Origin of the sequence: Halosimplex aquaticum (assembly GCF_028747785.1) — an archaeon.
Classification (GTDB): Archaea; Halobacteriota; Halobacteria; order Halobacteriales; family Haloarculaceae; genus Halosimplex; species Halosimplex aquaticum.
Genome location: NZ_CP118158.1, coordinates 2,087,970 through 2,112,557, shown reverse-complemented (window position 1 = coordinate 2,112,557; position 24,588 = coordinate 2,087,970). Strand labels below are relative to the sequence as shown.

The following is a 24,588-nucleotide window of genomic DNA, read 5'->3' as shown; positions in this document are numbered from 1 at the left end:
GTCCGCCGCCCGCCGGAGACCGCATCGAGGATCGGGACACCCCCTGGCCACGGGAGACGGCCGCTGCTGAGCGGATGAGTAGCTCCCAGCACCCGGTCGCACTCACCGTCGAGCGACAGGTCGGCGGTGCGACGAGGCTCCTCGCGACCATCATGTGTCTCCCGCTGGTCGACGGCATCTTCCCGGCGCTCGTCCTCGCGGGCGCGCTCTCGGACCCGATCGGCATCCTCGAAGTCGGCCTGCTCATCTTCGGCGGCAGCGCTACCGTCGCCGTCATCCTCGCCGAGATGGACGGTACCCGCCGCGAGCAGGCGACGGCCATCCTCGCCGTCGGCGCGGTCCTGATACCCGTCGCCGCCGTCGAGGCCGCGCTCGCGCCGACCATCCGCGACATGCTCTCGATGGTCGTCTTCGAGCGCTTCGCCGGCCTCGTCATCCTCGCCGTCGCCGCGAAGACCGCGAGCGCCCGCATCGGCGAGTACCTCCCCCGGCCCGCGGTCATCATCGCCCTCGGGCTGGTGGCGAGTTTCGAGCCCGGCGGCTTCGCGCTGACGGTGACGACCGACCTCGAACTGGTCGCGCGAGCCGTCGCCGCGGCCGGTGTCGGCGTCGCCTTCGCGCTCGGCGTCGCCCTGCTCGGCCCGCAGTTGCGAGCGGTGGTCGACATCGACCGCTTCCGCTTCGGCAGCGCGGTCGCCCTCGGCGTGCTCCCGCTGTCCATCTTCGGGTTGGTCCCGGGGGACGCCCCCATCGCCCTCGCCGTCCTCGGCGTGACGGCCCTGTTCGCCTTCGACCCGTCCGGCGACCGCGAGTACGACGTCGTCCCGGAGGGGGTCGCCGACGACGCCGGGGTCGCCGACGGTGGCGACCCCGAGAGTGTGGAGGATGACGAGGACGGCGAAGACGACGACGCCGAGTCCGTCCCCGGCCGCGTCTCCAACTACGTCACCGCCGACAACGAACGCGCACCCTGGCTCTGAGCGTTCGAGTTTGGTGGTTTTCCTGTGGGAGTGGTGACAGCAGGATAGGACAGAGTAGGTGTTTCGAACAGGAATGCTACCAATGGCACCGCGAACGGGGTGAAAGCCTCCGTGTTCTGCGGTCCCGCGGCTCGTTGCGCGCTTCGCTCACTGCGTTCGCTCCAGTGTTTGCGTCGCCGGGGTTCCCGCAGAACACCGGCCCGTTTCATTCCCACCCGATTCGGCTTTCCGATCAGTCTGTGCGGGTGGGAATGAAAGGGGCCGCTCGCTCCGGGAAGACGGCCGAAGTAAGCACCGTGGTTCGAGAGAGCTTCGCTCTCTCGTCATCACGAAAGAGTGCGAAGCACTCTTTCGAACGACAGCGGAGCGAGGAGCACAGCGAGGCCCTCGACCGGAGCGAGCGGGGGCTTTCACCCCGTTCGCGGTGCTGTCGGTTCCAGTCTCCAGTCTGGTACTCGTGCTAGCTGCGGTGCTGTCGACGACCACTCTCCCCACAACAGAGAATCCGGCACCAGCAACTCGTAACCGCGAGTGGAAGGGCTTACGGACAGGCGCGGCTATGCAACGGTATGGCAGACAATCGCGTCGTGCAGGGGCGGATGGTCACGCCCAAGCGCCTGGCGGAACTCATCGAGGGCGAATCGGTCATGGACGCCGAGGCCATCGAGGACGCCGACCGGGAGTGTCCCGAATGCGGCGGCAACGTCTTGGAGGTCGGCTACATGCCCGGGGTCACGTCGTTCGTGACCGGCTACAAGTGCCAGGACTGCGACTGGTCCGAGATCGACGACGAGGACTGATCGGGGGAGACCGAAACCCCTTTAGTGGGATTGGGCATACCGGGTTATGCAGGCGGGGTCGTGGCCAAGTCCGGCATGGCGACTGACTCCAGAGGCAACGGCGCCCGGGACGACACTCCAGCTGATATACTGAACGGCCGGCTGATCACCGACCGTGTGATGACCCTCTGGAGTTCCGAGGCGCTACCGGAGATATCAGTCGATCGGGGGTTCAAATCCCTCCGACCCCATTCACACCTTATCGCTATCTTATCATTGCCGAGAGGTATCTGACGGAATTTTCTGCAGCCCAAGGGGGTGGTCAGCGTGAGCCGTTCGCACCCCGACGCGGACGGCAAGGACGTGCCGGAGACGGCCGTTCGGAACCGCTCGCAGTACGCAGACACGCTCCACCGCCCGGACCCGGACAGCGACGAACCGCGGCCGGCGTGTGTCGAGCCGGACTATCGGGAAGAGGCAGACTTCACGGACGTTCCGGTAGCGGCGTATCCGCACTACAAGCTCTGCGGCAATCCGGAGTGTTTCGGGAGTGAGTGGTGGTGAAGTACCAGTCGTCTCTCTTCGAGTACGAGGAGGATCTGTCGGCGCTCTCCGAGGCAGAGCGAGAAGTGTACGAGGCGGTCGAGCAGGACGGCTACGGGATGCGGGAGTACGCCCGCAAAACCGGCCGGTCGGCTGGCACCGTCGGAAACCTACTCCGCCGGGCTCGCCGCCGGCTTGACGGGGGTGAGGGCTCGTGAGCGACGACCAAGATCGGGCGACGACCCAGCAAGAGTTCTGGGCTGGAGCGGCCAGCGGGTCGTCGCGGAAGATGCTGGCCCGCGCCCAGCGCTGGCTGGAGGGACCGCGGCCGTCGCGGATCATGGTCAATTATCAGACCATGCTGAACGGTCGGGACTCGCGGTGGCGCGACTACGACCTGTTCATCGACCCCGGCGCTTACTCGATGTTCGCTCCGCCTGAGAACGGCGGTCAGGGGCTGGCGGAGTACCCCGAGTCGACGGAGTTGTATCTTCAGGCCATCGGGACGCTCCAGCCGACGTGCTACGCCTGGCGGGATTACGTCTGCGAGGATGACGTGCGGGAGTTCCACGACTGGAGTGTCCGTGAACAGCAACAGCGGACGTTAGAAGCGCATATCGAGTGCGCTGAACTGCACGATATCCTCGATATCAGCGCTGAGCCGGTTGCGGTGGTACAGGGTTGGGAACCGGAAGACTACCAACAGCACGCTCAGCAACTCCGAGACCACGATCTGGTGACCGACCGGGTCGGCATCGGGACGATGTGCGGCCGTGACGACGTGGAGGTTTGCGAAGAAATCGTCGCCGCGGTCCGCGAGGTACTCCCCGACGTAGAACTGCACGCATTCGGGCTGGACAAGCGGTGTTACGACAGCGAGTTCATCATCGGCGAGATCACTTCGACGGACTCGCTGGCCTACTGCTACCGCTACCAGCGGCCAGCGGGGTGGTCCCGGTGGGAGTATATCTTCAAGCTCTACCTGGACCACCGCGCCGCCTGGGACGACGCCGTCGGTGGTACCGAGTATCAGTCCCATGAGAACCGAGATCGTGGCCAGTCCTCACTGGAGGGGTTCGCGTGAGCGAGTTCGTCCGCGCCTCTCGCCTCTACGACGTAGCGGCAGGCGAGCGCGTCCGCTGGGACTGGAGCGGTCAACAACCTGTCGCAGAAAGCGAGGCGCGAGTCCAGCGCGCCGTCGCTGAAGTCGACCAGGAGGGGTGAAAGTGCGCGCAATCGAACCGGCCTGGCACGAGTACGCGGCGAATCTCCTGTTCGCCGAAGACGGCCTGATGCCGTACTTCGCGGCGGATTCGCAGGTCAAAGCGGGTGGCGGAAGTCAGCAGGCCCGCTTCGAGGTTGCCGGCGAATCATGGAACGTGAAGCTCTATTATCAAGATTCGGGTATCGTCCATCCCGGCCCATCTACGCCCACAGGCACCGAGTTCCGACTGAACGAGATCCGCGAGTTCCGGCTGCACGTTGCCCGTGAGTCCGACGAGGACCCGGTCGGCGAGCAGAGCTTCAACGCCCACATCGCCCCGCGCTGGCAGGGGATGGAAGTCGAGAGTGATGACGGCCAGCGCTTCGAGATGGACATTCCCGAGGAGATGGACGAGGGAATCAACGTCCGAATCCAGGGGAGCAACATCAACGCACTTCGGTACTCTCGCCTGCTCAAGCGCGCGGCGGAAGCCGTCGGGATCTCGATGGGATACTTCGAGAACCCGCTGGAGTTCAGCAACACCCAGGACGCCGAGCGGTACGTCCGAGTTCACAAAGCTGAGAGCGGCCCGGTTCATGCCCGGGACGGCCCGGTGGCGACGATGGGGCATCTACTCGAAGACGACCGGACGGGCTACCGGAAGGTCGTCCAGAACGATGACGATGAACACGGCCGGAACCTACCGGGCTACTATCACACGGTTACTCTCGGACCTCAGCGCGTCCGTGAGGCGTTCCCGTCACACGAGTTGCCCGTGGAGGTGAAGCACTACTATTCCCGCGAGGCGCTTGCGAGGGACCCGGACGACCCGCTGGCGCATCCGAAGGTGGGTGTCTCCTATCAGGTGAGTCGCTGGGATGACACCCTCGGCGCTGATCAGGAAGCGCTGGCACAGCTCGAACGCGAGTTGGACCGGGTGCTTCACGCGGTCCTCATCGATGCCGGCTTGGACGTTGCGCCGGACCACGGGAGCGGCCCGTTCGTCGAGGATGCCTACTTCGACGCGGAGGTAACTGACGGCTTCGAGGAGCCGCCGACGCTGGACATGGCGCATATCCACCACGAACAGGAAAGCGTCGTTCTCAAGCACGTCAAAGACGGCCTCTCGCCGGTTGAGTGGGAGTCCCTGGAGGTACTGGTTACCGACGGAGGCGACGTAGCCCCGGCGGACATAGCGGAGGAGAAAGGCCGTCACGTCGATAGCGTCCGCGACGCGCTCCGGCGGATGGACGACCTCGTGCAACGGGAGTACGGGAGTGTCTCGCTCCGGTCGACCTACGTAGCCGAGTTGGTCCACGACGCCGTGCAGCGGGCAGAGGAAGCGGTGCGAGACGCCGCGTCGGCGAGTGCGAAGGCGCTGGAGGCCGCGGAGCGCGGGCTGGACGAGCGGACCAGCGCGCTACTATAGTGGACGTTAGAAATAATTGCTCACCTTTGGAAGCGACAGTTGGTCGAGAGCAGTATCGATCGCGGTGGTCAGTTGCTCAAGCGAGTCGAAGAACCGGTTGCTGAGAGCGTTTTGGAGTTGTCGCCAGCACTCTTCGACAGGGTTGAGTTCCGGCGAATACGCCGGTAACGTGACGAAGGCGAGGTCGTCACGGGCCGCTAGGTCCGTGACGGCCGACGCCTGGAAGTACGGCGCACCATCTAATACGACGATCAAGTCTTCTTCGAATTCTTCGCATAACGCGAGAATGAAATGTTTTGCATGATCGGCGGTGACGTACTCGGTGAACCGTGAGAAAAAACAGTCACCGTCTTCGGTGATTGCGCCGAGCAGACACGTCCAGTCGCGTTGGCCGGACAATTCGGCGCTCGGCCGCGTGCCGCGCGGAAACCACGCGGCACGCGGCTCGACTTGCACCGATTTCTTCGTCTGATCGATACAGACTATTTTGGCGTCCATCTCCGCTCGCTTTTTTTGATCTCGTCGTGGAACTCTTCTTGGTCGGATTCTTCAGCTTCGGCGGCTGTGCGGCGTGGTTTTTGATAACTCAATCCAGCTTCTTTCAACAGCCGCCGGCAGCTCGGATAGGAGTACTCGACATCGTAGGCGTCTTCGAGAAATTCCTGGACGAGCGCCGGCGTCCACGCCGGCGCGTCGATCCCGGCCTCTTCGGGCGGTTCGTGCACGGCTTGTTCGAACTCTTCTTGCTGTGATTCTGAGAGTTTTCGTTTTCTCCCGGATCGATGATCATCAGACACAGCTTGCTCAAGCGGTTCGTCCGTATCAAATCGCATCAGCCAGCTGTAGATCGTTCTTCGACCGGTGTCGTGCCACTCTGCAAGTTCGGATTGCGTTACGCCGTTTTTGTACGCAATTGCGGCTAACAACCGTTGTGTCGGCTTGTTTCCCTCGACGTTGTCGAGGGCGTCTTGGAGGTCTTCGACGGAGATCTCGTCGAGGTGGTCCATTGATCACAGCAACACTCTCTGAGCGGAAAGTTCTAACGGCTACTATAGCGTTCTGCGACCGGTACAACATCGACTATCGGGACAAAGGCGATGCACGGATGAAGATACGCTTCGGGGAACTCGACCCCGACGCGGACCCGTCGCCGGCCTTTCTGGCGAAGCGGGCGTTCGGGCTGTGGACCGATGCGAAGCAAGATGCCGAGCGGTTCCGGTCGGCGGTCGTGAAGTGGTCGCGGCCTGACGGCGAGCGCTGCCGGGTGGACGCCTGGAGGCTGCTCGCGTAGCGGTCGCCTGCCCGCGGGCTGGGAGCGTCCCGGTTCGCGGGTAGTGGCGACACTCTCGATTCCCTCTATTTTCCGGGTGTTTTCGCCTCTGTTGCGGGTTTCACCCCGCGGTGAGGAAGGTAATCGAGGACGTCGAGCCGGGCGCGATGGGCTATGGGCGATGGGCCGTGGCCACCGCCCGAGCGGAAACGCGACCGGCGAGGTCGCGTTTCCACTTAGGGGTGTGAGGGTGTCATAGAACTCTTCTCACACCGTGATGATCGTGCTTCCCGGATTGTCTCCACGTTCGTAGTTGGTGATCGCGATGACAAGGCGAAGGCACAGCGCGAGGAACACCTGCGCTCGTGCGTGGACGCGGCCTCGGGCGTGGGTGCGCCCGAGGCCGCAGTCCTTCACTGATTCGTTGGTTCGTTCAACTCCCGTGCGGCGGTTGTACGTCTCATCTAGCGTCGGTTGCTTCAGCTGAACGTCTTCACTGTGTTCCTCGATGCGGTCTTCGACCCTGTACTCGATATCGAGCGGGTCGTCGGTGTTTCGCGCGTTGTACGGAGCGACTGGCACGACCCCTGCGGCCAGCAGGTGGTCGTGCCAGTCGAGCGTGTCGTAGGCGCTGTCACCGACCATCCAGATCGGTTGCTCGACGGCGAGCGCGTCACGGGTGACGCGCATCGCCGTCTCTTCTGGTGCTTGTTTGCTCTCGGTGAACTCCGCTGCGATCGGTATCTTTTGCCCGGTCGAGACGATTGTACAGCCGTAGCCGTAGTAGTACTCGTCCTTGGTTGGATCGTAGCACTTTGACGCATCTGGGTCGGCTGGCATCGCCCTCACGTCGGTCGAATCGATACAGTAGGTCAAGTCGAGCAGGCCGCGGCGGGCGGCCTGCTCGACGAGGTGATCGAACACCTCGTTAGCGACGTGTTCGAGGTCGGTGAGGAAGCGATCGACCGCGTCTCTCGACGGCGGTCGATCGAAGCCAGCTCAACCAGACGACCGTGTTCCGAAGCTCTCGTTCGACGGGGCGGATGCCGTAGATATCTTTGTAGTAGCAGTGGAGAAAGCCACGCATCAGCTCTGGTGGTTCGTGGTCTCGTGTTCGCCCCGTCTGCGCCGGGGCGAACACGTCAAACTCTTCGAGAAATTCGAAGGAGAGGTGCTCGAACAGCGCTAGCGTCTCTGTCTCCACGACATTGAAGAACGACTCTACCGAAGGATCATCTTGCAGGGTCGCTGAACTCATCCACCTCAGCGTTCACCCTGCTCTTTGGTGTGCTAATCGTTCTATGACACCCTCGTCTCCGGTTCCTCTGTCGACTATGCCCGCAGACGCCCGCCGGTTCGTCCTCGCGCCGGCCGTTCTCGCCCTCTTCGCCCTCCAGATTGTCTCCTACGCGGCGCTCCTGGCTGTCTTCTCCGTCCACGGCGAGGTGGCGCCGGTCGCCGCGGCGTTGCGCCTCCTCCCGGTGCCGGTGCTGGTCGCGCTGTCGATCCCGGCGATACCGGCAGTGGTCCTGTCGGTCGCGCTCGCAGAGATCCTCCGCCTCGCGACCGGCGTCTCGCCCTTCGACCTCGGGGCCGTCCTGCTGACGCCCGGCGACGCGCTGGTCGTTCTGACCGCGTACCTCCTCGCCGCCGGCGCCGTCGCTGCGCGACGAACGCTGTTCGGACCCCAAACCGGGGCGAGCGGGCCCGACTGAATGGCGGACCCCGTCTCGAATACCGCCGGGGCCGCGCCGTCGCCTACTTCGAGGAGAACAGGTATCCACCGACACCGAGCGACAGCACCGCGAACAGCACGGCGGCCAGCCGGAGTAGCTGGGGCGTCGCGCCCAGTGGCGGCTGCTCGGTCGACGTCTCCATCGCGTCGTACCGCATGGCCTGTTCGCGGCGCTGCTGGAGCTGCTCCTCTGTCATGTTCGTCTCCTCGGGCTCGGGCTCGTGGTAGTACTCGTCGGCCCGCGGGAGCCCGCTGTCGTCGGCCGGGCGCTTGATCACGACCTGGCCGAGCGCGGTCCTGTTGTCGTTCTCGTAGGCTCGCCGGGCCTCGCTCCGGGTGGGATAGCGGAACTCGTCGGCGCCCTGGTCTTGGGGAACGGTGTAGTCGCCGTCCTGCTTCAGCGCCTCCACGTACAGGTCCTGGGCCTGCGACGAGAGGTTCTCGTAGCCGACGATCCGGTAGCCCTCCTGTCGCAGTTCCTCCGGAGGCGCGTTCACCGACCTGTCCGTGTCGTGGACCAGCACCGGCTGGACCGGGAAGAACGCCGGCACCGTGAACAGCACGATTGCCAAGACAGCCAGCACCGTACCGAGTGTGTTGCGTCGATTCATCGATATCACTCCAGATCCGCCCGTTCGAACAACCAGTACCCGATCAACAGCGGTACCACGAGCCAGAACGCCAGCACGACCAGCGAGACCTGGTCCTGCAGGTACATCGGGAGCGCCTCGTTGGCCGCGGTCGGATCGTACTGCAGGTCTTCCGGCAGACTCGACCGGAAGACGTTCCGTCGCATCTCGGCCGGCATCACGAGATTGACGGCCTTGCGGTAGGCCACGTAGGGGCTGACGTACTGGATTGCGTTGTAGACGTCGGGGTTGGCGTCCGCACCGAGGATCGTCGTGTGGACCCACCCGACGATGGTCGAGACCGATACGACCGGGATCAGGAACAGGATGACGAGCACGAAGTACGTCCCGAACGCGCCCGCGATGGCGCGGCTCCGCGATGCCGCGGCCGAGGACATCGCGAGCGCGACGCTGACGAACGTCGACCCGTACACCAGCGTCACCAGCAGCGTCCCGAAGACGACCGCCGCCGGGAACGCGCCGTGGCGGGTCAGCGCCACGCTGATCACCGCGACGTACATGAACCCGATGCCGCCGGCCACGACGCCGTTCCGGCTGAGCACCTTCCCGGCGAAGACACTGCGGCGCGTATTCGGCAGCGAGAGCAGGAACTTGATCCCCCCGCCCTCGCGCTCGCCGGCGATGGCGAGGTAGCTCGCCACCAGCGCGACGATGGGCAACAGGACGCCGAGGAACATCGCCAGCGTGCGAAACAGCGACTGGACCCGCCGGACGTCGGTCGCTTCGGCCCCTCCGGCGACGTATCCGACGAACGCGGCGATCATCCCGAGAGCGATGGCCGCTCCCCAGAGCATCTTCGAGCGCCGCGCCGCCTTGAAGTCCTTCTTCGCGACGGTGACCGTGCTCATGGCGAGGCCTCCTGCGCGTCGGCACGCTGTCCCGTCTCGCCGGCGGGCATCTCGACGTCGTTGTCACGCCCGCCGCCAGTGAACTGGTTGAACAGCTCTTCGAGGGACGTGTTGTCCGCCAGGATGTCGACGACCTCCGCGCGGCTGTCGACTCGCTTGACCACGTCGACCTTCGCGCGCGGGTCGGTGCACGTCGCTGTCAGTTTCGTCCCCGCCACGTCCACGCTGGACACGCCGTCGATGTCGGCGACGCCGTCGCGCGGCGGCGCCTCGGCGCACTGCAGTTCGATAGTCGCCTGCCCGCTCGCGCTCTCGCGGAGGCCCTCGATGGTGTCCATCGCGACGAGTCGCCCCTCGTTCATCACGCCGACGCGGTCGCAGACCGCCTCGACCTCCGAGAGGATGTGACTGGAGAAGAAGACGGTCGTCCCGCCCTCGGCGCGGTCGCGGATGACCGACCGCATGTGCTGGATGCCGTTCGGGTCAAGCCCCGTCGACGGTTCGTCCAGGATGAGGAGGTCGGGGTCGTCCGCGAGCGCCATCCCGAACGCGAGGCGCTGTTGCATCCCCTTGGAGTAGCCGGAGGCGACGCGGCCCGCGTCCTCGCGGATCCCCACGAGGTCGAGCAACTGTTCGGGGTCGTCGTCGGCGCCTTTCGTCTCGACGGCCCACTCCATGTACTCCCGACCGGTGAGGTAGTCGTCGAAGCCGTACCCCTCGGGGAGGACGCCGATGCGCTCGCGGATGGCCGCCGCCTCGTCCTGGGCGTCCATGCCGAAGACCTCCGCCGACCCCGCGGTCGGCCGGATGAAATCGAGCAGCATGTTGATCGTCGTCGACTTCCCCGCGCCGTTCGGACCGAGGAAGCCGAAGATCTCCCCTTCCTCGATCGTCAGGTCGAGCCCGTCGACGGCGACCACGTCGTCGCCGAATTCCTTCGTCAGTCCGTCCGTCTGGATGGAGGGCATGTATAGTTCTCGTCCGCCGACACACGGTCGTCCAGTAAGTGTCTTCCCGTTTGTTCGACGGCTGTTTGAGCTACCACCTTTTTCTTCGTCGGGTCGCCGAAGGCGACCACTCCTCGAAAAAGATGGGGCAAAAAGGCCGCGACCTCACTCCGTTCGGTCGCGGTGAAACCGCTCGCTTCGCTCGCGGTACGTTACCGCTCTTCGGAGTCCAGCACGCGGATCTGGTCGCCACGGACCGTGACCGGAATCGGGACGGTCGCCTCGTACAGTTCGACGGTGACGCTGCCACCTTTTTCTTCGTCGGGTCGCCGAAGGCGACCACTCCTCGAAAAAGATGGGGCAAAAAGGCCGCGACCTCACTCCGTTCGGTCGCGGTGAAACCGCTCGCTTCGCTCGCGGTACGTTACCGCTCTTCGGAGTCCAGCACACGGATCTGGTCGCCACGGACCGTGACCGGAATCGGGACGGTCGCCTCGTACAGTTCGACAGTGACCTGGTCTTTGCCCTCGTCGATGCGCTGGACCTGCGCCTTCTCGCCCTTGAACGGGCCGGCGATGAGTTCGACGATGTCCCCTTCCGCGATGCCCTCGACGTCCGGCTTGGGAGAGAGGAAGTGCTCGACCTCGGAGATGCCGGACTCCCCGGGGACGACGCCGCGCATGTGGGGGATCTCGTCGGAGATGCGCTCGAAGACCGCGGAGTCCTCGGCCTCGACCATGACGTAGGAGGTCAGCGAGTCGGGGGCGAGCGCGGCGTGGATCGACTCCTCCTCGCGGTTCATGATCATGTCCGCGACGGTGCGCTCCTGGCTGGCCGTGGTCTTGACGGCGAAGATACCCATCAGAAACCACCCGGGCCGCCCGGCACGAAGTTCATGATCACGAAGATCAGGAAGCCGAGGATGCCGACGAGGACGATGCCGGCGCCGGCGATCTTCGCGACTTGCGAGAACTCCTCCCACGAGGGTGTGCTCGCCAGTTTCAGCACGCGGACGTAGGAGTTCAGGTCGTAGGGGACGTTCATACCGAGCGGTTGCTCCCGCGGGCTTTTCTATCTATTGATGCCGGCCGGCGGTCGTCGGCGACCGCGGCCGGCGCCCGGCGGTCCCGTCTTTCTCGCCCAGAACCGTTATACGGCCGAACGGCAACCAAGTGGATATGAATACGTGGCAGCGCCGGTCGGTGTGGTACACCGGCGTTCTCGTCCTCTCCATGGTCGTCTTCACCCTCCTCTACCAGTACGGGATGGGCGCCTACGAGAGCACGTCGCTCACGTTTCTCCAGGCGTTCCAGTTCGTCGTCGAGACCTTCACGACGACGGGCTACGGCGCACAGGCCGGTTGGGAGTCGTCGGCCATGCTCGTGCTGGTCGTCGTCATGGACATCTCCGGGACGGTCATGATATTCCTCGCGCTGCCGGTCGTGGCGTTCCCCGCCTTCGAGGAGGCGCTGTCGACGACCGTCCCCGGCGCGGTCGAGAACGGCCACGAGGACCACGTCATCGTCGCCACCTACACGCCCAGAGTCGAGACGCTCATCGCCGAACTCGACTCCCGGAACGTCGAGTGGGTCATCGTCGAACCCGACCGCGACACGGCCACGGATCTCTACGAGGAGGGCTACGAGGTCATCCACACCGACCCCGACTCCACGGACGGGCTGAGGGCCGCCAACTTCACCGACGCCCGCGCGCTGGTCGCGGACGTCTCCGACCAGGTCGACGCGAGCATCGTCCTGACGGCCAAGGAACTCGACGAGTCCGTCCGGGTCGTCAGCGTCGTCGAGGAGCCCGACCGCGCGCGCTACCACGAACTCGCCGGCGCCGACGCGGTGCTCTCGCCGCGGCCCCTGCTCGGCGAGAGCCTCGCCCGCAAGGTGACCGCCAGCGTCTCGACCGACCTCGGCAGCAAGGTCGAACTCGGCGAGGACTTCGACATCGTCGAGCTACCGGTCCACCGCGGCGCCGACCTGGCCGACAGCACGCTCGCCGAGAGCGGCCTGCGCGAGCGGGCCGGCGTCAACGTCATCGGCGCCTGGTTCGACGGCGAGTTCGAGAGCCCGCCCGAACCGGACTCGGTCATCGAACCCGGGACCGTCCTGTTGCTGACCGGCGAGGAGGCGCAGCTGGAGCGCCTCGCCGACCGCACCCGCTCGGAGGTGCGCCGCCACACCTCCGGCGAGACCATCGTCGTCGGCCACGGCGAGGTCGGCCGGAGAGTCACCGCCGTTCTTGGCGACGCCGACCTGCCGTACACGGTCGTCGACCGGGACGACGACCCCGGCGTCGACGTGGTCGGCGACGCGACCGACCCCGACGTGCTCGAACGCGCCGGCCTGGGCTCGGCCCGGTCGGTCATCCTCGCGATCCCCGACGACACCGCCGCGGAGTTCGCGACGCTGGTCGTCCGCGACGAGAACAGTGCCGTCGAGATCATCGCCCGCGCCGAAGAGGCCGAGTCCGTCCAGAAGATGTACCGCGCCGGCGCCGACTACGTCCTCTCGCTCGGGACGGTCACCGGCCGCATGGTCGCCTCGGCCGTCCTCGACGACGAGGACGTGATCTCCCTCGACACCCAGGTCGAGGTCATCCGGACGCGGGCGCCCGGCCTCGTCGGGTACTCGCTGGGCGACGCCGACGTGCGCGAACGGACCGGCGTCACCGTCGTCGCCGTCGAACGCGACGGCACCGTCCTCACCGACCTCGGCCCCGACTTCCGGCCCCGATCCGAGGACGAACTCGTCGTCGCCGGCCCTGACGAGGCCACGAACCGATTCACAGAAGTGTTCGGCTGAGAATCCGGACCAGCCACTGCGTCGCCCCGCCTGTCGGGTCCGCCCGACCCGTCCGGTTCGCAGCCTTCAGTCGCCGCCGAGACGGGTCGGCGTCACGATCCCGGGCTGTCCGAGCCGGAGGCGGTCGCCGACCTCGATCTCCTCGATGATACGGGGGTACTCGAAGGTCGTCGCGGCCTTCGACAGCGCGCCGGGGTCGGCCTGGATCGCCCGCCAGCGCCGCCAGTGCGTGGGGACGAGCCGGTCGATGCCCACCATGTTCGCGGCGTCGATCACGTCCTGGGCGTCGTTGTACAGCTTCCGCCGGACGACCTCGCCGTCCTGGTAGAGCCGCGCGCTCGTCCCGTAGGAGAGCATGCCCATGTCGACGTCGAACTCCTCGCCGACGGCCTCGAACGCGTCGCAGGGGCGGTTGTCGCCGCCGTGGAAGATCGTCCCCTCCTCGTGTTCGAGGACGTAGGTGACGCTCCCGTCGGCGTCGGGGTCGCGGCCGCCCCGGACGTGGACCGTCAGGTCGCCGACCTCGTAGCTGTCGCCGGGTTCGACGACCTCCTGCTGGTCGTCGGCGATCTCGCTCACGTCGAAGTTCTCGTAGCACGCCCCGGGCGCGTGGATCGAGGCTCCGTCGATATCGAGGAGCGGGCCGAACGACGGCGGCCAGAAGTGGTCGCGGTGGTCGTGCGTGCAGAACACGGCGTCGCAGGCGTCGGCCCACTGCGGTTCCATCGGCACCGGCGGCATCCGCGCGATGTACTCGCGGTCGCGCTCGGTGCTGAAGTACGGGTCGATGAACAGCGTGGTCTCGGGCGTCCGGATCGCCCAGCCCGTCACCCCGAGGAACCACAGTGACACGCCCTCCACGTCGGGGCCGTTGAACTCCTCGCGGGCCCACCACTCGCCCCAGTCGCTGTTTATCGTCATCGGGTCACCCGCCGGTTCGTGTCGATTTCGCTGTGAACGTGCATGCGGGACCCATCCGCTCGGGCGTGGGTAAATCTTCCGAGGGACCGACCGCGGGACGGTGACTGTCCCAGCCGGATCACCGGTCCCGACGACCGGGGAGGCAACCGAACGCAACGAGCGCCAGTGATCCGAGAAGTGCCGCGACTGCGCCGAAGCCGGGACCGTCACCCGTGGTCGTCCCGGCCGTCGCGGTCGGCGTCTGGCTCCGCGTCAGCGTCACCCCTGGGTCAGCGTGGGGTGTTGCGGTCGGGGTCCCCGTTGCGATCGGCGTCTGTGCGGACGTGCCGGTCGGGGCGGGGAGAGCCGTTTCGGTCGGCGTCGCGGTCGCAGTGGCCGTCGGCGCGAGTGTGGGGTCAACGAAGCCACGGGGCCCATCGTCCCAGGAGTCTTGCGGATTGAGCTGCGTCCCGTTCGACCGGATGTCGACATCGAAGGTAGTTCCTGGCTCGGCCTCACTGAGGTCGAACTCGGCTCGGTAGCGGTAGACGGCCCCCTCTGCGCCGGGCGGTCGCTCTTGCACGACTCTGACCGTCCGGGTCGCCGGGAACGAGTCGCCCTCGTCGTTCGACAGTTCGACCGTCACCGTCGACCCCGGTGCGACGGTCGTCCACCCGGCGACGACCTGGTTGGACGACGGCGCTGCCTGGAGGGTCCCGTCCCGCTTCCCGGGGTATGTGACGACCGCGTCCGGTCCGACCGCGGCGAACTGGCCAGTCCGGCTACCTTCGGAGATATCGCTCGGGTTCAGCCGGGAACGGTTGTCGACGAGGAACCGCGGGACGTAGGTGTTCCCGTACCTGAGAGGGGAATCGGCGAACGACAGTTCGCCCTCGCGGAGGCTGTGACTGTATTTCCAGGGGAGCACCGCCAGATCGGCCGCGACGTAGTAGGTGTCGTTGTCAGGGTCGGCGACGACAGTCGTGGTGTTCGATGCGTCGAGGGAGAGGTGGTGGCGCGGGCGCGACGGACCGGGCATCTGCTCGCTCAGCAGGAGCGACGTGTTCGAGCCCGCGAGCAGCCGCCGAAAGCGCGCTTCGTCGGTCGGCCCCGATTCGTTGGCGACCGCGCCCGCGACGCCGGGCACGTCCAGCCGCAGGACGAACGTGTCGCCGATCGCGACCTCGTTCGTCGGCGTCAGCCACCGTCGCTCCTGCGCGCGCTGGATCGCCGCCAGCGAGTCGAGGCGCTCGCGCGAGCCGTTCGGCGCGACCATGACCGTGGCGTTGCCGAGCCCGCGGTCGGTGAGCGTGAGCCCTGCGGTGTCAGCCGGCTCGCTGTCGGTCCCGTCGGCGTACGCCGCGATCCGGTACGACCCGGGCGGCAGTCGACCGGTGGCCTCGCCCTCGACCGACAGCCGGTCGCCATCGCCGACGCCGTACACCTCCGTTGCGGTCGCGTCCGGTCCGGCGAGATAGCTGTTGATCGACAGCGCGATCCGACCGTCTCCGCTCGCGTCCGAGAGATTCAGTTCCCGACTGCCGCCGGGTCCGTCCACGACGGCGGCGACCGACTCCCCCTGCGGAACCGACAGCATGAACTCGGCCACGTCGCCGTGGGCCTGTTCGACCGCATCTTCTTCGATGGCGAGGTGGGAATCGGCGACGACGGGCGCGCTCGCCGCCAGGGCGGCGACCGAGAGACACACCGCGAAGAGTGCGAGCATCGCCCCGAGACGGCGGGGCCGGAGAGACTCGACCATCAATCGTCCCTCCGTCGGCGTGCGCCCGTACCCAGTGCGGCGAGAACGAGAGCGAGGCCGGCGAGCGCCGGAAGCACGCCGAACCCGAGGCCGTCGGCGGTGGTCGTCTCGGTCGTTGCGGCCGGCGTCTGCGTCTCGGTTGGTGTCGTTCCCGGGTCTCGGTGCGGTGTCTCGGTCGACGTCTCGGTTGCAGTCGGCGTCGGCGCCGGTGTTTCAGTCGGAGTGGGAGTCGGCGTCGCAGTCGGTGCGAGTTCTGGATCGACGTAGCCGCGGTACGGTCCGCCGATCAGCGTGCCGTTCGCCCCGATTTCGATCAGGAACTCGGTCCCGGGATCGGCTCCGCTGAGGTCGACGGTCGCCCGAAATCGGTTCTCTTCTGAATCCGCAGCCGGCGGCGACTCCCGCGTGACGCGGGCGGTCTCGGTTATCGGGAACGGTTCGCCCGATCCGTTGAACAGTCGGACGGTCACCGTCGTTCCCGGTGCGACGTTCGTGTAGCCCGTGATCGTCTGATTCGGTGCCGGTCCGGCTGGCACCGTCACCGCTGTCTCGTTCGGGAATGCCACTGTCGCATCAGGGTCGAATATCGTGAACTGGCCGGTGCGATTCGGCTCACCGATGTCGCCTGGATTCAATCGACGGTGTCCGTCGACAACGAAGCGCGGGACGTACTGGTGCTCGTCGATCAGCCACGGTTCAGAGAACGACCGTTCGTCGTCGTTCGGCGACGACGACGGAAGCGCCGCCAGGTCGGCGGCGACGTAGTAGGTGTCGTTGTCAAGGTCGGCGACGGCCGTCGTTACGTTCGCTGCATCCAGATAGAGTTGTTGTCGATTGCGCGACGGAGTGGGGTATTTCTGGATCACCATCAGCGACGTGTTCGTATTAGCGAGGAATGACCGGAACCGTGCTTCGTCGGTAGCGCCGCTTTTGTTCGCCACGGCGCCGGCGATACCCGGTGCGGTGAGTCTGAGGCCGAACGTGTCGCCTTTCGTGTACGTTTCCGAAGTCGTAAGCCATCCCTCCCGCTGCGCTTGACGGATAGCCGCCCGCGACGACAGCGCCTCCCGTTTCCCGCTCGGCGCGACCATGACCGTCGCGTTCGGTGTCTTGGTTGAGTCATCGATCGCCGCTGCGGTGGCGTTCCACGAGACGGTCGCGCCGACCGGTCGCATCGAGTCGGCGTAGGACCGGTCGGCGCCCACGAAGTAACGTCCGTCGCCGTCGGAGTCGTGGGCGAGGGAGACCCGAAGGGTCGAGTTGTCGGCGACGTGCTCGCTAACTCTCACGCGTAGCCCCTCGTGGGTGCCGGGGTCGAGATAGCCGCTGCTGCCGACGACCGTGCCATCGGCCACTTGCTCCACTGCGACGAACCCGCCGTCGGGGAGAACCGCTCGCTCGACTCGGACGGCGTCGTTTCGGATCGGACTGGTCGCCGGCAGTTCGACCGCGGTGCCTGCCGAGTCGACCGGTGCCCGGAACCGATCCTGCTCGTACTGATCGCTGATGACCGTGCCGTTCGACGTGACGACGAGACCGATTTCGGTTCCGGGCTGGACCCCGCTGAGATTCAGCACGGACTCGAACACGAACTTCGGTGGCCCGTACTCGTCCGGTCTGGCCGTCGCTCTCGTGACCTGCCCCGTCGCCGTCTTCGGCGTCTCGATACCCGTGGCGTTCGTCACGGTGACGGTCACCGTCGACCCCGGAGCGAGCGTCGTATGACCGGTAACGGTCTGGTTCGGCGCGGCCGCGAACCCGGGCGCGAGGCGCTTGTCGGTGTCGACACCGGTCAGCGATCCCTCCCGGTCGACGAGAGTGAACTCGCCGGTCCGGTTCGACTCGTCGACTTCGCCGGGATTCAGCAGGTGGTCCCCCTCAACAGTTAGTCGAGGGACGAACTCGGCGTCGTGGAGGTAGTCGTCGACCCCAGACTCCCCCCAGGAGTTCGGTGCCTCGGCGAGGTCGGAAGCGACGTAGTATGTGTCGTTGGCCGGATCTGCGGTGACCGACCGCCCGGTTGACTCGTTCAGATAGACCGTAAGGCGCTCTCGGTGGGGGCTCACGTGTTTCTGGACGAGCCGGAGCGACACGTTCTCGCGACCGATCAGCGACCGGAATCGCACGTCGTCGGTCTCACCCGTCGCGTTCGCCACCCTGTCGGTGAGCCCAGGCACGGTCAGCCGAAGCACGACCGTGTCTCCGACGGCGACAGCGGGCGACGGCGTCACCCACCCGGCCTCGCGCCCCCGTTCGATGGCCTCGGCAGACGTGAGGCGGTCGACCGATCTGCGCGGGGCGACCATGACCGTCGCGTTCGTCCCGTTCGGAGCGGTGTCTGTCGTGGCAACGTCGGAGCGTACCCGGTCGTTCGTCTCGTCGCCGACGACGGCGATTGGACCGGAAATGACGGTGCCTCCGGCGGTGACGGCCGTCGCCGCGAGAGCGACGGCGAGGAGCGTCGCAACTACACCGCGAGCGGAGGGCAAGCGAGCGGCAACCATAGGTCCCCGTTCACCACTCCCCCGGAAGTGTCTTGTGGCTATCACCAACGCGGCGAGCGAGGGGACAGCCGGCGGCAGTCGCGGAGTCTGAGATCGTTCGATATCGACCAGAAGCGGCGCTAGAAGGACAGAAAGAACGGAGAATCCAGGCTATCGAGTCCGATTACTCGACGTAGTCGATGTCGTCGCCGAGTTCCTTCGCGGCGCGTTCCTTCTCGGCCTCGCTCTTGCCGTAGATCTGCGGGGACTCGACGCCGGTGACGACGATCATCGTCTCCATCTTGCCCTCGAACTCGTTGTTGACCGAGGCGCCCCAGATGATGCGGGCGTCGGGGTCGATGCGGTCGTAGATCTCCTCGACGACGCCCTCGGCTTCCTCGATAGACATGTCGGGACCGCCGACGACGTTGACGAGCGCGGAGTTCGCGCCGTCGAACTCCACGTCGAGCAGCGGCGAGCGCAGGGCCGAGCGGATGGAGTCCTGGGCCTTGTTCTCGCTGTCGGACTCGCCGAGGCCGATCATGGCGACGCCGCCGTTCTCCATGATCGTGCGAACGTCGGCGAAGTCGACGTTGACGAGGCCGGGCTTGGTGATCAGTTCGGTCATGCCCTTGACCGAGCGCATGAGGACGCGGTCGCAGATCTTGAACGCGTCCTGCAGGGGCATGCTCGGCGCGTAGTCGAGCAGGCGGTCGTTCGGCACGACGATGACCGTGTCGGAGACGGCGCGCAGCCGTTCGAGACCGGCGTCGGCGTTGGCGCGCCGGCGCTCGCCCTCCGCGGTGAAGGGGATCGTGACGATGGAGATGGTGAGCGCGCCGTTGTCCTGGGCGGCCTGGGCCACGACCGGCGCGGAACCGGTCCCTGTGCCCCCGCCGAGGCCCGCGGTGACGAACACCATGTCCGAGCCGTCGATGGACTGCTGGATGTCCTCGATGTTCTCCTGTGCGGCTTCCTCGCCGATCTTGGGGACGGAACCGGCCCCGCGACCGCCGGTTCGCTTGCGACCGATGAGGATCTTCGTGTCCGCGGCCACCTCGTCGGCGAGGTGCTGGGCGTCCGTGTTCGCGGCGACGAGCTTCGCCCCGTGGATCCCCTCTTCCATCATCCGCGTGACGGTGTTGCCGCCGGCGCCCCCGCAGCCGACGACGGTGATCTTCGTCTCCAGATCTTTGACGACATCGGCCAGCTCCTCGTCGGACATCTGCCCGGAGGTCGACATCTCGTCCGTCCCCGTCGTTCCCGTGCTCTCCTGGGCCTGTCCGCCGCCTTGCTGGGCCGCCTCTTCGCGCTCTTCCTCGGCCTCGTCGATCGCGTCGTCGATTATAGAGTCCATAATTTAAGTTGCCGTTGATGGCCAACATTTATGAAGCTTCCCCTGAGCGTCAGACGCCTGACTGACGATCGGTAACACGGGCGTACCGGACGGTTCCCGTCCGTAAGCCCGCGTTACTCAGCCGTATCGGCGTCTCTGCCGATCTCCACCTGAAACGGCGGGATCGCCGCCGGACGGACGGGTACGTTTCAGTTGGAGATCAGCTACGTACCGGATGGTCGCGATTACTGACGGCGCGCAGTCTGGGAAGTGCGGGCGCGGATCCGCGCGACACGGTGAACCATCTCGTCTCGGACGTGCGCTCCGTGGCGCCGTCGCTCGGGGGACGGCATCGGCGTCGCTCGGTGGGCCCAACGGTGTCGCTCCCGCGAGCGGTCAGTTACGAGAGAAGGTCGCCGACGGGGAAGCGATGCTCGCGGTCGACGTGGACGACCGAGGGGTCGATCCGGTCGCCGTCGACGGTGACGGCTTCGCCCTCGGCGAGTTTCCCGAACTTCGGGCCGTCCGGGATGCCGAGCGTACGGGCGCGCTCGGGGTCGAACGCCGTCTCGCGGGCGACGACGGTGCCGGCCTCCCGCTCGACGGAGTCGTATCGCTCTCCGAGGACGCCGGCGAGTTCGTCGACGAGCGCGTCCCCGTCGTGGTCGGCGTCGACGACGGCCCGGCGACCGAGTCGGGTCCCGCCCTCGGTCGTCTCGTAGGCGACCGTCGCCGCTTCGACCGCAGCGCGCGTCGCGTCGGGGTCGACGCCCTCGGCGGCGGCCACGAGTTCCTCGGGGAGGTCGACCACGGAGAGGTCTCCGCGGTCGGGGTCCCGTCCGTACCCGACCGCACTGTCGCCGAATCGGACGCCTTCGTCGACAGCGGCCAGTCGCTCCTCGACGACGTCGACCAGCGCGAGCGGGACGCCCGAAGTCTCACGGACCCACGTCTCGCCGACGGCGCGGTAGCCGAGGTCGGCGACGACCTCCCGGAGCCCCGGTCGGTCGCCCTCTACGACCGCGTAGTCGGCGGCGCTGGCTTCGAACGCGCGCCGTATCACGTCGCGGTTGGCGTCGGGGTCGCCCATCGCGTCGAGGCACCAGTCGGCCGCGACGTGGCCGACCGCCCAGTCGGTCTCCCGGACGATCCGCTCGAATCGGGGGGCGTAGTGACCCCCGCCGAAGCCGACGAGGTGGCGCCGTCTGCCGTTCTCCGTGGGTGCATCGGGGGCGACCTCGCGGAGCGATAGGATGGCCCGCGCGACGGCCTCGGCGGCGTCGGGGTCGTCCCACTGCGGTTCGTCGCTGCCGACCTCGACGAACATCGAGGGGACGCCGACCTCGGTCGGACCGTGGTGCGTGCACTCGATTCCGACCTCGTAGCCCGGCGGCGCGTGCGATTCCAGCGCCTCTACCACGCGGCTGTGGGCGTTCGGACACGTCCGCGCGAAGTGACCCGTCTCCCCGCCGTACTCCGCGGGTCCGAAGTTACCGGTCGGGTGTGCGGTCAGGAGTTCGTCCGTCTCACCGGCGTGTCGGGAGGCGAAGACGAGCAGGTCCGGCTCGCGGACCGTCTCCTCGTCGTCGACCCGACCGAAGGCGTCGCCCGCGTCCGCCAGGTTCAGGTGCAGGTCGTCGAACTCGCGGAGTTCGACGGCGTCCGTCCGAAAGACGGTCCCGCCCCCGTCGGCGTCGGGACGGGTCCCGTCGGCGTGTTCGGTCCAGTCGGCGAGGTCGCGCAGGCGCTCGCCGACGTGGACGGAGGCGGAGTCCGCCCGGGAGACGACGACGGCGAGCATCTCAGTCGGCGTACTCCGGGTGCACCGGTTCGCGGCCGAGGGCGGTCCGGCCGGCGTCGGCGGCCAGCCCGAGCATCTCCTTGAGCGCCTCGCGGCGGATGACGAACAGCGCCGTCCCGAGGAGCGCGTACGCCGCCGCGTAGACGAGCAGGAGTTCGTAGCTCGTCAGCGGGAGCGCCACGATGTCGCGGATGATGATGAACTCCAGCAGCACCTGCGAGATGAACAGGACGAAGATGGTCAGCGCCTCGCGGACGCTGATCTCGAAGTTGACGAGGATCGCCAGCGCGAAGTACGACTGGGCGGCCGTGATCCAGATCTCGGCGGCCTGCTTCTGGTCGAAGGGGAGGACGCCGTACTGCCCGTACGCCAGCGAGAAGACGACCGAGAGCGTCCCGATGAGCAGCGTCCACTGGTTGAGCTTCGAGGAGATGAGCGCGTTGAACCCGGCGGTCGACCGGGCCTTGTTCACGAGGACGACCACGACGATGAGCTCGGGCGACTCGCTGGCCAGCGGCGCGATCCACTGGATCATGAAGAACTCGGGGATGCCGTTCTCGACGCCGATCGTCTCCAGGCCGTGGGCGAACGGCTCGACGGCGGTGAAGATCATCGTGCCGGAGTAGGCGAACAGCGTGAGCACGACCATCGGCCGCCAGGGCAGCGACCACTGCTGGAAGTAGTTCGGGACGCCGACGTGCTCCTCCTCGGCGTCGACGTCGCCGCGGATGATGATCCCGATGTAGGTGACGTAGAGGCCGACGAGCAGGAACGTGTCCAGCGCGTCGATGCCGCCGCCGAGCGGCACGAAGAAGGCCCAGACCGTCGCGGCGAAGAGGAAAGCCACCTCTGTCGCGATGGCGCGGTCGAGCGTGACGGCGTCCGAGAGCCACCCCTCGCGGTCCCGGACGGCCGAGTCGTGGGTCTTGGCGGCGCGCCAGACCGTGAAGACGGCGATCCCGGCCCAGCCGATGCCGATGAGGATGCGGTTGGCGCCGGTCATGTTCGCGACCGCGAGATTGGCGTCGTGGCAGGCGCGGGCGAGCTGCGTCTCGCCGGCCTCGACGGCGGCCGCCGAGAGGTCGGCGCACGCGGCGGTGGTCGCGCCGCCCGAGCCCGCGTTCCAGGCGTAGAGCGCGTCGACGGCGTACTCCGGGGCGACCGCCAGCACCGCGAGGACGGCGATGGCGAACGCCCGCGGGACGTCTTTCTCCGCCGTCTCGGCGCCCCACGCGAGCAGGAACGAGGCGCCGAGGACGGCGACGCCGCTGACGACGACGGTCAGAACGACGCCTAACTCCTCGTAGGTCGGTATCACCGGGAGCGCGCCGCCGCCGAAGAAGACGGCGACCCAGCCCGCGGTGAGCGCCAGTGCGGCCGCGACCTGAACCAGTGGGTGACTGAGACGGCTCACTACCGAGTGTCACGCCGTGTCCGCATGAAATAGTTGCGAATGATCGACGCCGGTGGGTCCCGACGGGAGCCGACGGAACGCATCGATTATGTCGGCCGCCCCACAGGGGCCGGTATGGACGTCTACGGACTCATCGGCAACCCGGTGGGCCACTCGCTGTCGCCGCCGATGCACGAGGCGGGCTACGAGGCGCTCGGTCTCGACGCCCGCTACGTCACGTTCGAACCGCCGAGAGACGGCGCCGCGGCCGCGGTCGAGGGCGCCGCCGACCTGGGCGTCGCCGGCCTCAACGTCACCATTCCGTTCAAACAGGACGTGCTCGCGGCGGTCGAACCCGACTCCCTCGCCCGCCGCATCGGCGCGGTCAACACCGTCGACTTCTCCGGCGAGACGCCGACCGGCCACAACACCGACGCGGTCGGCGCGACGCGCGCGCTCCACGCCCACGACGTGTCACTCTCCGGGACGGCCGTCGTCGTCGGCGCAGGCGGCGCCGGACGCGCGGTCGCGTTCGGCCTCGCCGACGAGGGGATGGAGGTCCGGATCGCCAACCGCACCGAGTCGAAGGCCCACGATCTGGCCGCCGACGTCCCCGACGCGACCGGCCACGGCCTCGGTTCGCTGGCGGACCTGCTCGCGGACGCGGACGTGCTGGTCAACGCGACGAGCGTCGGCATGGAGGAAGACGCCACGCCGGTTCCCGCGGAGGCGCTGCACGGGGATCTCGGCGTCCTCGATGCGGTCTACCGGCCGCTGGAGACGCGACTCCTCCGGGACGCCGAAGCGGTGGGCGCCACGACGGTCGACGGCGCCTGGATGCTCCTCTACCAGGGCGTCGAGGCGTTCGAGCGCTGGACCGGCCGAGATGCGCCGGTCGAGGAGATGAACGACGCGCTCCGGTCGCGGCTCTGAATCGGACCGGATCCCACCCGACGGAGGGTCGCTGGCTGGTCCCATCCTCGCCGGGAGCGCAGAAAGAGGTTAAGTGATGGGGTACGCTATTGCCAGCCATGGGGCTTATCGAGCGTATCAAATCTGCACTCGGGCTGGGCACTTCTGCGTCGAGTTCTCAGTCTGCACCGTCCTCCACAGACGGCCCGTCGCCGGGCGACGGCGTCGACGTGACCGTCGAGCACGAACCCGCGACCGCCAGCGAAGACGCCGTCAAGGGGACCGACACCGCCGGCGACGCCGGTCCGACGGCCGACGTCGAGTCGACGACCGACGCCGAGTCGGCCGCCGAAACCGAACCCGACACGGAGACCGAACCGGAGACCGAGACGGAATCGGACGTCGACGCCGGTAGTGCCGACGGCGAGGGGGACGACGAGGCCGCCGAACCGATCGAAGAGGCCGAATCGACCGAATCAACCGAGGGGGCCGAGGGGGCCGAACCGGACGACGCGTCCGCGGAGGACGCGGACGAGGCCGACGAGAGCAGCGAGACGGACGAGGCCGCGCCCGACCCGGAGGAGCCGGCGCCGGACGCCGAACTCGAGGACATCAAGGGGATCGGGCCGACGTACGCCGAGCGGCTCCGCTCCGCCGGCGTCGAGGGGGTCGGCGGACTCGCCGCCGCCGATCCAGCCGAGATCGCGGAGGAGACCGACATCGCCGAGTCGCGCGTCGAGAACTGGGTCGAGCAGGCGAAGCTCTACTGACGCGGTCGAGCCCTCCGTCGCTTGCGTCGACCG

24 protein-coding genes, 1 tRNA gene and 2 pseudogenes are annotated in these 24,588 nt (G+C 67.1%); 13 read left to right on the top strand and 14 right to left on the bottom strand.

Annotated elements, in window-relative coordinates; translation table 11 throughout:
- The first annotated feature begins 74 nt into the window (after positions 1–74).
- The 8 genes from PSC72_RS10700 (at position 75) to PSC72_RS10665 (ending at position 4,935) form a co-directional block, all read left to right on the top strand.
- Entirely contained in the window at positions 75–980 is a 906-nt protein-coding gene (locus tag PSC72_RS10700; RefSeq protein ID WP_274325862.1) for a DUF5794 domain-containing protein, read from the top strand.
- A gap of 569 nt (positions 981–1,549) precedes the next feature.
- Positions 1,550–1,780, top strand: coding sequence for a DUF5795 family protein (locus PSC72_RS10695; protein WP_274325861.1), 231 nt, complete (start codon positions 1,550–1,552; stop codon positions 1,778–1,780).
- 54 nt (positions 1,781–1,834) lie between these two features.
- Positions 1,835–2,010: transfer RNA gene (locus PSC72_RS10690), tRNA-Trp, on the top strand.
- Between the two features lie 76 nt (positions 2,011–2,086).
- The gene (locus tag PSC72_RS10685; RefSeq protein WP_274325860.1) at positions 2,087–2,323 is read left to right on the top strand and encodes a hypothetical protein; all 237 of its coding nucleotides are present in this window, start codon (positions 2,087–2,089) and stop codon (positions 2,321–2,323) included.
- Positions 2,320–2,520 (top strand): sigma factor-like helix-turn-helix DNA-binding protein, encoded by a 201-nt coding sequence (locus PSC72_RS10680; RefSeq protein ID WP_274325859.1) that lies wholly within the window; start codon positions 2,320–2,322, stop codon positions 2,518–2,520. Before PSC72_RS10685 ends, PSC72_RS10680 begins: the two co-directional genes overlap by 4 nt.
- Positions 2,517–3,386: a deazapurine DNA modification protein DpdA family protein gene (locus PSC72_RS10675; RefSeq protein ID WP_274325858.1), complete on the top strand. Its 870-nt coding sequence runs from the start codon at positions 2,517–2,519 to the stop codon at positions 3,384–3,386. Before PSC72_RS10680 ends, PSC72_RS10675 begins: the two co-directional genes overlap by 4 nt.
- Positions 3,383–3,526 carry a hypothetical protein gene (locus PSC72_RS10670; protein WP_274325857.1) on the top strand — a complete coding sequence of 48 codons (144 nt, stop codon included), beginning with the start codon at positions 3,383–3,385 and terminating at the stop codon, positions 3,524–3,526. The genes PSC72_RS10675 and PSC72_RS10670 overlap by 4 nt, the downstream gene beginning before the upstream one ends.
- A gap of 2 nt (positions 3,527–3,528) precedes the next feature.
- Complete coding sequence (locus tag PSC72_RS10665; protein WP_274325856.1) at positions 3,529–4,935, top strand: DUF7845 domain-containing protein; 1,407 nt, start codon at positions 3,529–3,531, stop codon at positions 4,933–4,935.
- A 6-nt stretch (positions 4,936–4,941) separates the two neighbouring features.
- Here PSC72_RS10665 and PSC72_RS10660 read toward each other — a convergent pair.
- Positions 4,942–5,942 (bottom strand): IS630 family transposase gene (locus tag PSC72_RS10660; RefSeq protein ID WP_274324088.1). Its coding sequence is split into 2 segments (ribosomal slippage): positions 4,942–5,450 and positions 5,450–5,942, totalling 1,002 coding nucleotides; the frame shifts between segments, so codons are not numbered across the junction.
- On the opposite strand from PSC72_RS10660, the gene PSC72_RS10655 reads away from it, so the two are divergent.
- Positions 5,942–6,226, top strand: a complete 285-nt coding sequence (locus PSC72_RS10655) for a hypothetical protein (RefSeq protein ID WP_274325855.1) — start codon at positions 5,942–5,944, stop codon at positions 6,224–6,226. The genes PSC72_RS10660 and PSC72_RS10655 overlap by 1 nt on opposite strands.
- Positions 6,227–6,472: 246 nt before the next feature.
- Here the strand turns inward: PSC72_RS10655 and PSC72_RS10650 are convergent.
- Positions 6,473–7,463, bottom strand: a pseudogene (locus PSC72_RS10650) (transposase).
- A gap of 76 nt (positions 7,464–7,539) precedes the next feature.
- Here PSC72_RS10650 and PSC72_RS10645 point away from each other — a divergent pair.
- Entirely contained in the window at positions 7,540–7,920 is a 381-nt protein-coding gene (locus tag PSC72_RS10645; protein WP_274325854.1) for a hypothetical protein, read from the top strand.
- Positions 7,921–7,963: 43 nt separating this feature from the next.
- Here the strand turns inward: PSC72_RS10645 and PSC72_RS10640 are convergent, their stop codons facing one another.
- The 6 genes and pseudogenes from PSC72_RS10640 to PSC72_RS10615 all read right to left on the bottom strand — a co-directional run bounded on the left by PSC72_RS10640 (position 7,964) and on the right by PSC72_RS10615 (position 11,429).
- Positions 7,964–8,551 (bottom strand): hypothetical protein, encoded by a 588-nt coding sequence (locus tag PSC72_RS10640; protein ID WP_274325853.1) that lies wholly within the window; start codon positions 8,549–8,551, stop codon positions 7,964–7,966.
- Positions 8,552–8,556: 5 nt separating this feature from the next.
- The gene (locus PSC72_RS10635) at positions 8,557–9,438 is read right to left on the bottom strand and encodes an ABC transporter permease subunit (protein ID WP_274325852.1); all 882 of its coding nucleotides are present in this window, start codon (positions 9,436–9,438) and stop codon (positions 8,557–8,559) included.
- Positions 9,435–10,406 (bottom strand): ABC transporter ATP-binding protein, encoded by a 972-nt coding sequence (locus PSC72_RS10630; protein WP_274325851.1) that lies wholly within the window; start codon positions 10,404–10,406, stop codon positions 9,435–9,437. The genes PSC72_RS10635 and PSC72_RS10630 overlap by 4 nt, the downstream gene beginning before the upstream one ends.
- Before the next feature lie 191 nt (positions 10,407–10,597).
- Positions 10,598–10,717 (bottom strand): annotated as a pseudogene (locus PSC72_RS10625) (transcription elongation factor Spt5); the annotation flags it as partial.
- A 92-nt stretch (positions 10,718–10,809) separates the two neighbouring features.
- The gene (locus PSC72_RS10620) at positions 10,810–11,247 is read right to left on the bottom strand and encodes a transcription elongation factor Spt5 (protein ID WP_274325850.1); all 438 of its coding nucleotides are present in this window, start codon (positions 11,245–11,247) and stop codon (positions 10,810–10,812) included.
- Positions 11,247–11,429, bottom strand: a complete 183-nt coding sequence (locus PSC72_RS10615) for a protein translocase SEC61 complex subunit gamma (RefSeq protein WP_274325849.1) — start codon at positions 11,427–11,429, stop codon at positions 11,247–11,249. The genes PSC72_RS10620 and PSC72_RS10615 overlap by 1 nt, the downstream gene beginning before the upstream one ends.
- A 134-nt stretch (positions 11,430–11,563) precedes the next feature.
- Here PSC72_RS10615 and PSC72_RS10610 point away from each other — a divergent pair, with 134 nt between their 5' ends.
- Complete coding sequence (locus PSC72_RS10610; protein ID WP_274325848.1) at positions 11,564–13,198, top strand: potassium channel family protein; 1,635 nt, start codon at positions 11,564–11,566, stop codon at positions 13,196–13,198.
- Between the two features lie 66 nt (positions 13,199–13,264).
- Here PSC72_RS10610 and PSC72_RS10605 read toward each other — a convergent pair whose 3' ends face one another.
- From PSC72_RS10605 to PSC72_RS10580, 6 genes are all read right to left on the bottom strand, one after another.
- Positions 13,265–14,119: an MBL fold metallo-hydrolase gene (locus PSC72_RS10605; RefSeq protein WP_274325847.1), complete on the bottom strand. Its 855-nt coding sequence runs from the start codon at positions 14,117–14,119 to the stop codon at positions 13,265–13,267.
- A gap of 118 nt (positions 14,120–14,237) precedes the next feature.
- Positions 14,238–15,860, bottom strand: a complete 1,623-nt coding sequence (locus PSC72_RS10600; RefSeq protein WP_274325846.1) for a BGTF surface domain-containing protein — start codon at positions 15,858–15,860, stop codon at positions 14,238–14,240.
- A complete protein-coding gene (locus tag PSC72_RS10595; protein WP_274325845.1) occupies positions 15,860–18,364 on the bottom strand; it encodes a DUF7282 domain-containing protein in 2,505 nt (834 codons plus the stop codon). Before PSC72_RS10595 ends, PSC72_RS10600 begins: the two co-directional genes overlap by 1 nt.
- 163 nt (positions 18,365–18,527) lie before the next feature.
- Positions 18,528–19,700 carry a cell division protein FtsZ gene (gene ftsZ / locus PSC72_RS10590; RefSeq protein WP_274325844.1) on the bottom strand — a complete coding sequence of 391 codons (1,173 nt, stop codon included), beginning with the start codon at positions 19,698–19,700 and terminating at the stop codon, positions 18,528–18,530.
- 379 nt (positions 19,701–20,079) lie between these two features.
- Positions 20,080–21,480: a D-aminoacyl-tRNA deacylase gene (locus PSC72_RS10585; protein WP_274325843.1), complete on the bottom strand. Its 1,401-nt coding sequence runs from the start codon at positions 21,478–21,480 to the stop codon at positions 20,080–20,082.
- A 1-nt stretch (position 21,481) separates the two neighbouring features.
- Complete coding sequence (locus tag PSC72_RS10580; RefSeq protein ID WP_274325842.1) at positions 21,482–22,894, bottom strand: sodium:calcium antiporter; 1,413 nt, start codon at positions 22,892–22,894, stop codon at positions 21,482–21,484.
- A 114-nt stretch (positions 22,895–23,008) separates the two neighbouring features.
- Here PSC72_RS10580 and PSC72_RS10575 point away from each other — a divergent pair, with 114 nt between their 5' ends.
- Together PSC72_RS10575 and PSC72_RS10570 are read left to right on the top strand one after the other, a co-directional pair.
- The gene (locus PSC72_RS10575; protein WP_274325841.1) at positions 23,009–23,806 is read left to right on the top strand and encodes a shikimate dehydrogenase; all 798 of its coding nucleotides are present in this window, start codon (positions 23,009–23,011) and stop codon (positions 23,804–23,806) included.
- A gap of 98 nt (positions 23,807–23,904) precedes the next feature.
- Entirely contained in the window at positions 23,905–24,555 is a 651-nt protein-coding gene (locus tag PSC72_RS10570; RefSeq protein WP_274325840.1) for a helix-hairpin-helix domain-containing protein, read from the top strand.
- The last annotated feature ends 33 nt before the right edge of the window (positions 24,556–24,588 follow it).

Bases quoted from the DNA above. Each gene is read 5' to 3' on its own strand.
- PSC72_RS10600 (WP_274325846.1), bottom strand. From the start codon at position 15,860: ATGGTCGAGTCTCTCCGGCCCCGCCGTCTCGGGGCGATGCTCGCACTC.
- PSC72_RS10575 (WP_274325841.1), top strand. From the start codon at position 23,009: ATGGACGTCTACGGACTCATCGGCAACCCGGTGGGCCACTCGCTGTCG.
- PSC72_RS10645 (WP_274325854.1), top strand. From the start codon at position 7,540: ATGCCCGCAGACGCCCGCCGGTTCGTCCTCGCGCCGGCCGTTCTCGCC.
- PSC72_RS10630 (WP_274325851.1), bottom strand. From the start codon at position 10,406: ATGCCCTCCATCCAGACGGACGGACTGACGAAGGAATTCGGCGACGAC.
- PSC72_RS10615 (WP_274325849.1), bottom strand. From the start codon at position 11,429: ATGAACGTCCCCTACGACCTGAACTCCTACGTCCGCGTGCTGAAACTG.
- PSC72_RS10570 (WP_274325840.1), top strand. From the start codon at position 23,905: ATGGGGCTTATCGAGCGTATCAAATCTGCACTCGGGCTGGGCACTTCT.
- PSC72_RS10605 (WP_274325847.1), bottom strand. From the start codon at position 14,119: ATGACGATAAACAGCGACTGGGGCGAGTGGTGGGCCCGCGAGGAGTTC.
- PSC72_RS10620 (WP_274325850.1), bottom strand. From the start codon at position 11,247: ATGGGTATCTTCGCCGTCAAGACCACGGCCAGCCAGGAGCGCACCGTC.
- PSC72_RS10585 (WP_274325843.1), bottom strand. From the start codon at position 21,480: ATGCTCGCCGTCGTCGTCTCCCGGGCGGACTCCGCCTCCGTCCACGTC.
- PSC72_RS10700 (WP_274325862.1), top strand. From the start codon at position 75: ATGAGTAGCTCCCAGCACCCGGTCGCACTCACCGTCGAGCGACAGGTC.
- PSC72_RS10695 (WP_274325861.1), top strand. From the start codon at position 1,550: ATGGCAGACAATCGCGTCGTGCAGGGGCGGATGGTCACGCCCAAGCGC.
- ftsZ (WP_274325844.1), bottom strand. From the start codon at position 19,700: ATGGACTCTATAATCGACGACGCGATCGACGAGGCCGAGGAAGAGCGC.
- PSC72_RS10610 (WP_274325848.1), top strand. From the start codon at position 11,564: ATGAATACGTGGCAGCGCCGGTCGGTGTGGTACACCGGCGTTCTCGTC.
- PSC72_RS10640 (WP_274325853.1), bottom strand. From the start codon at position 8,551: ATGAATCGACGCAACACACTCGGTACGGTGCTGGCTGTCTTGGCAATC.
- PSC72_RS10595 (WP_274325845.1), bottom strand. From the start codon at position 18,364: ATGGTTGCCGCTCGCTTGCCCTCCGCTCGCGGTGTAGTTGCGACGCTC.
- PSC72_RS10635 (WP_274325852.1), bottom strand. From the start codon at position 9,438: ATGAGCACGGTCACCGTCGCGAAGAAGGACTTCAAGGCGGCGCGGCGC.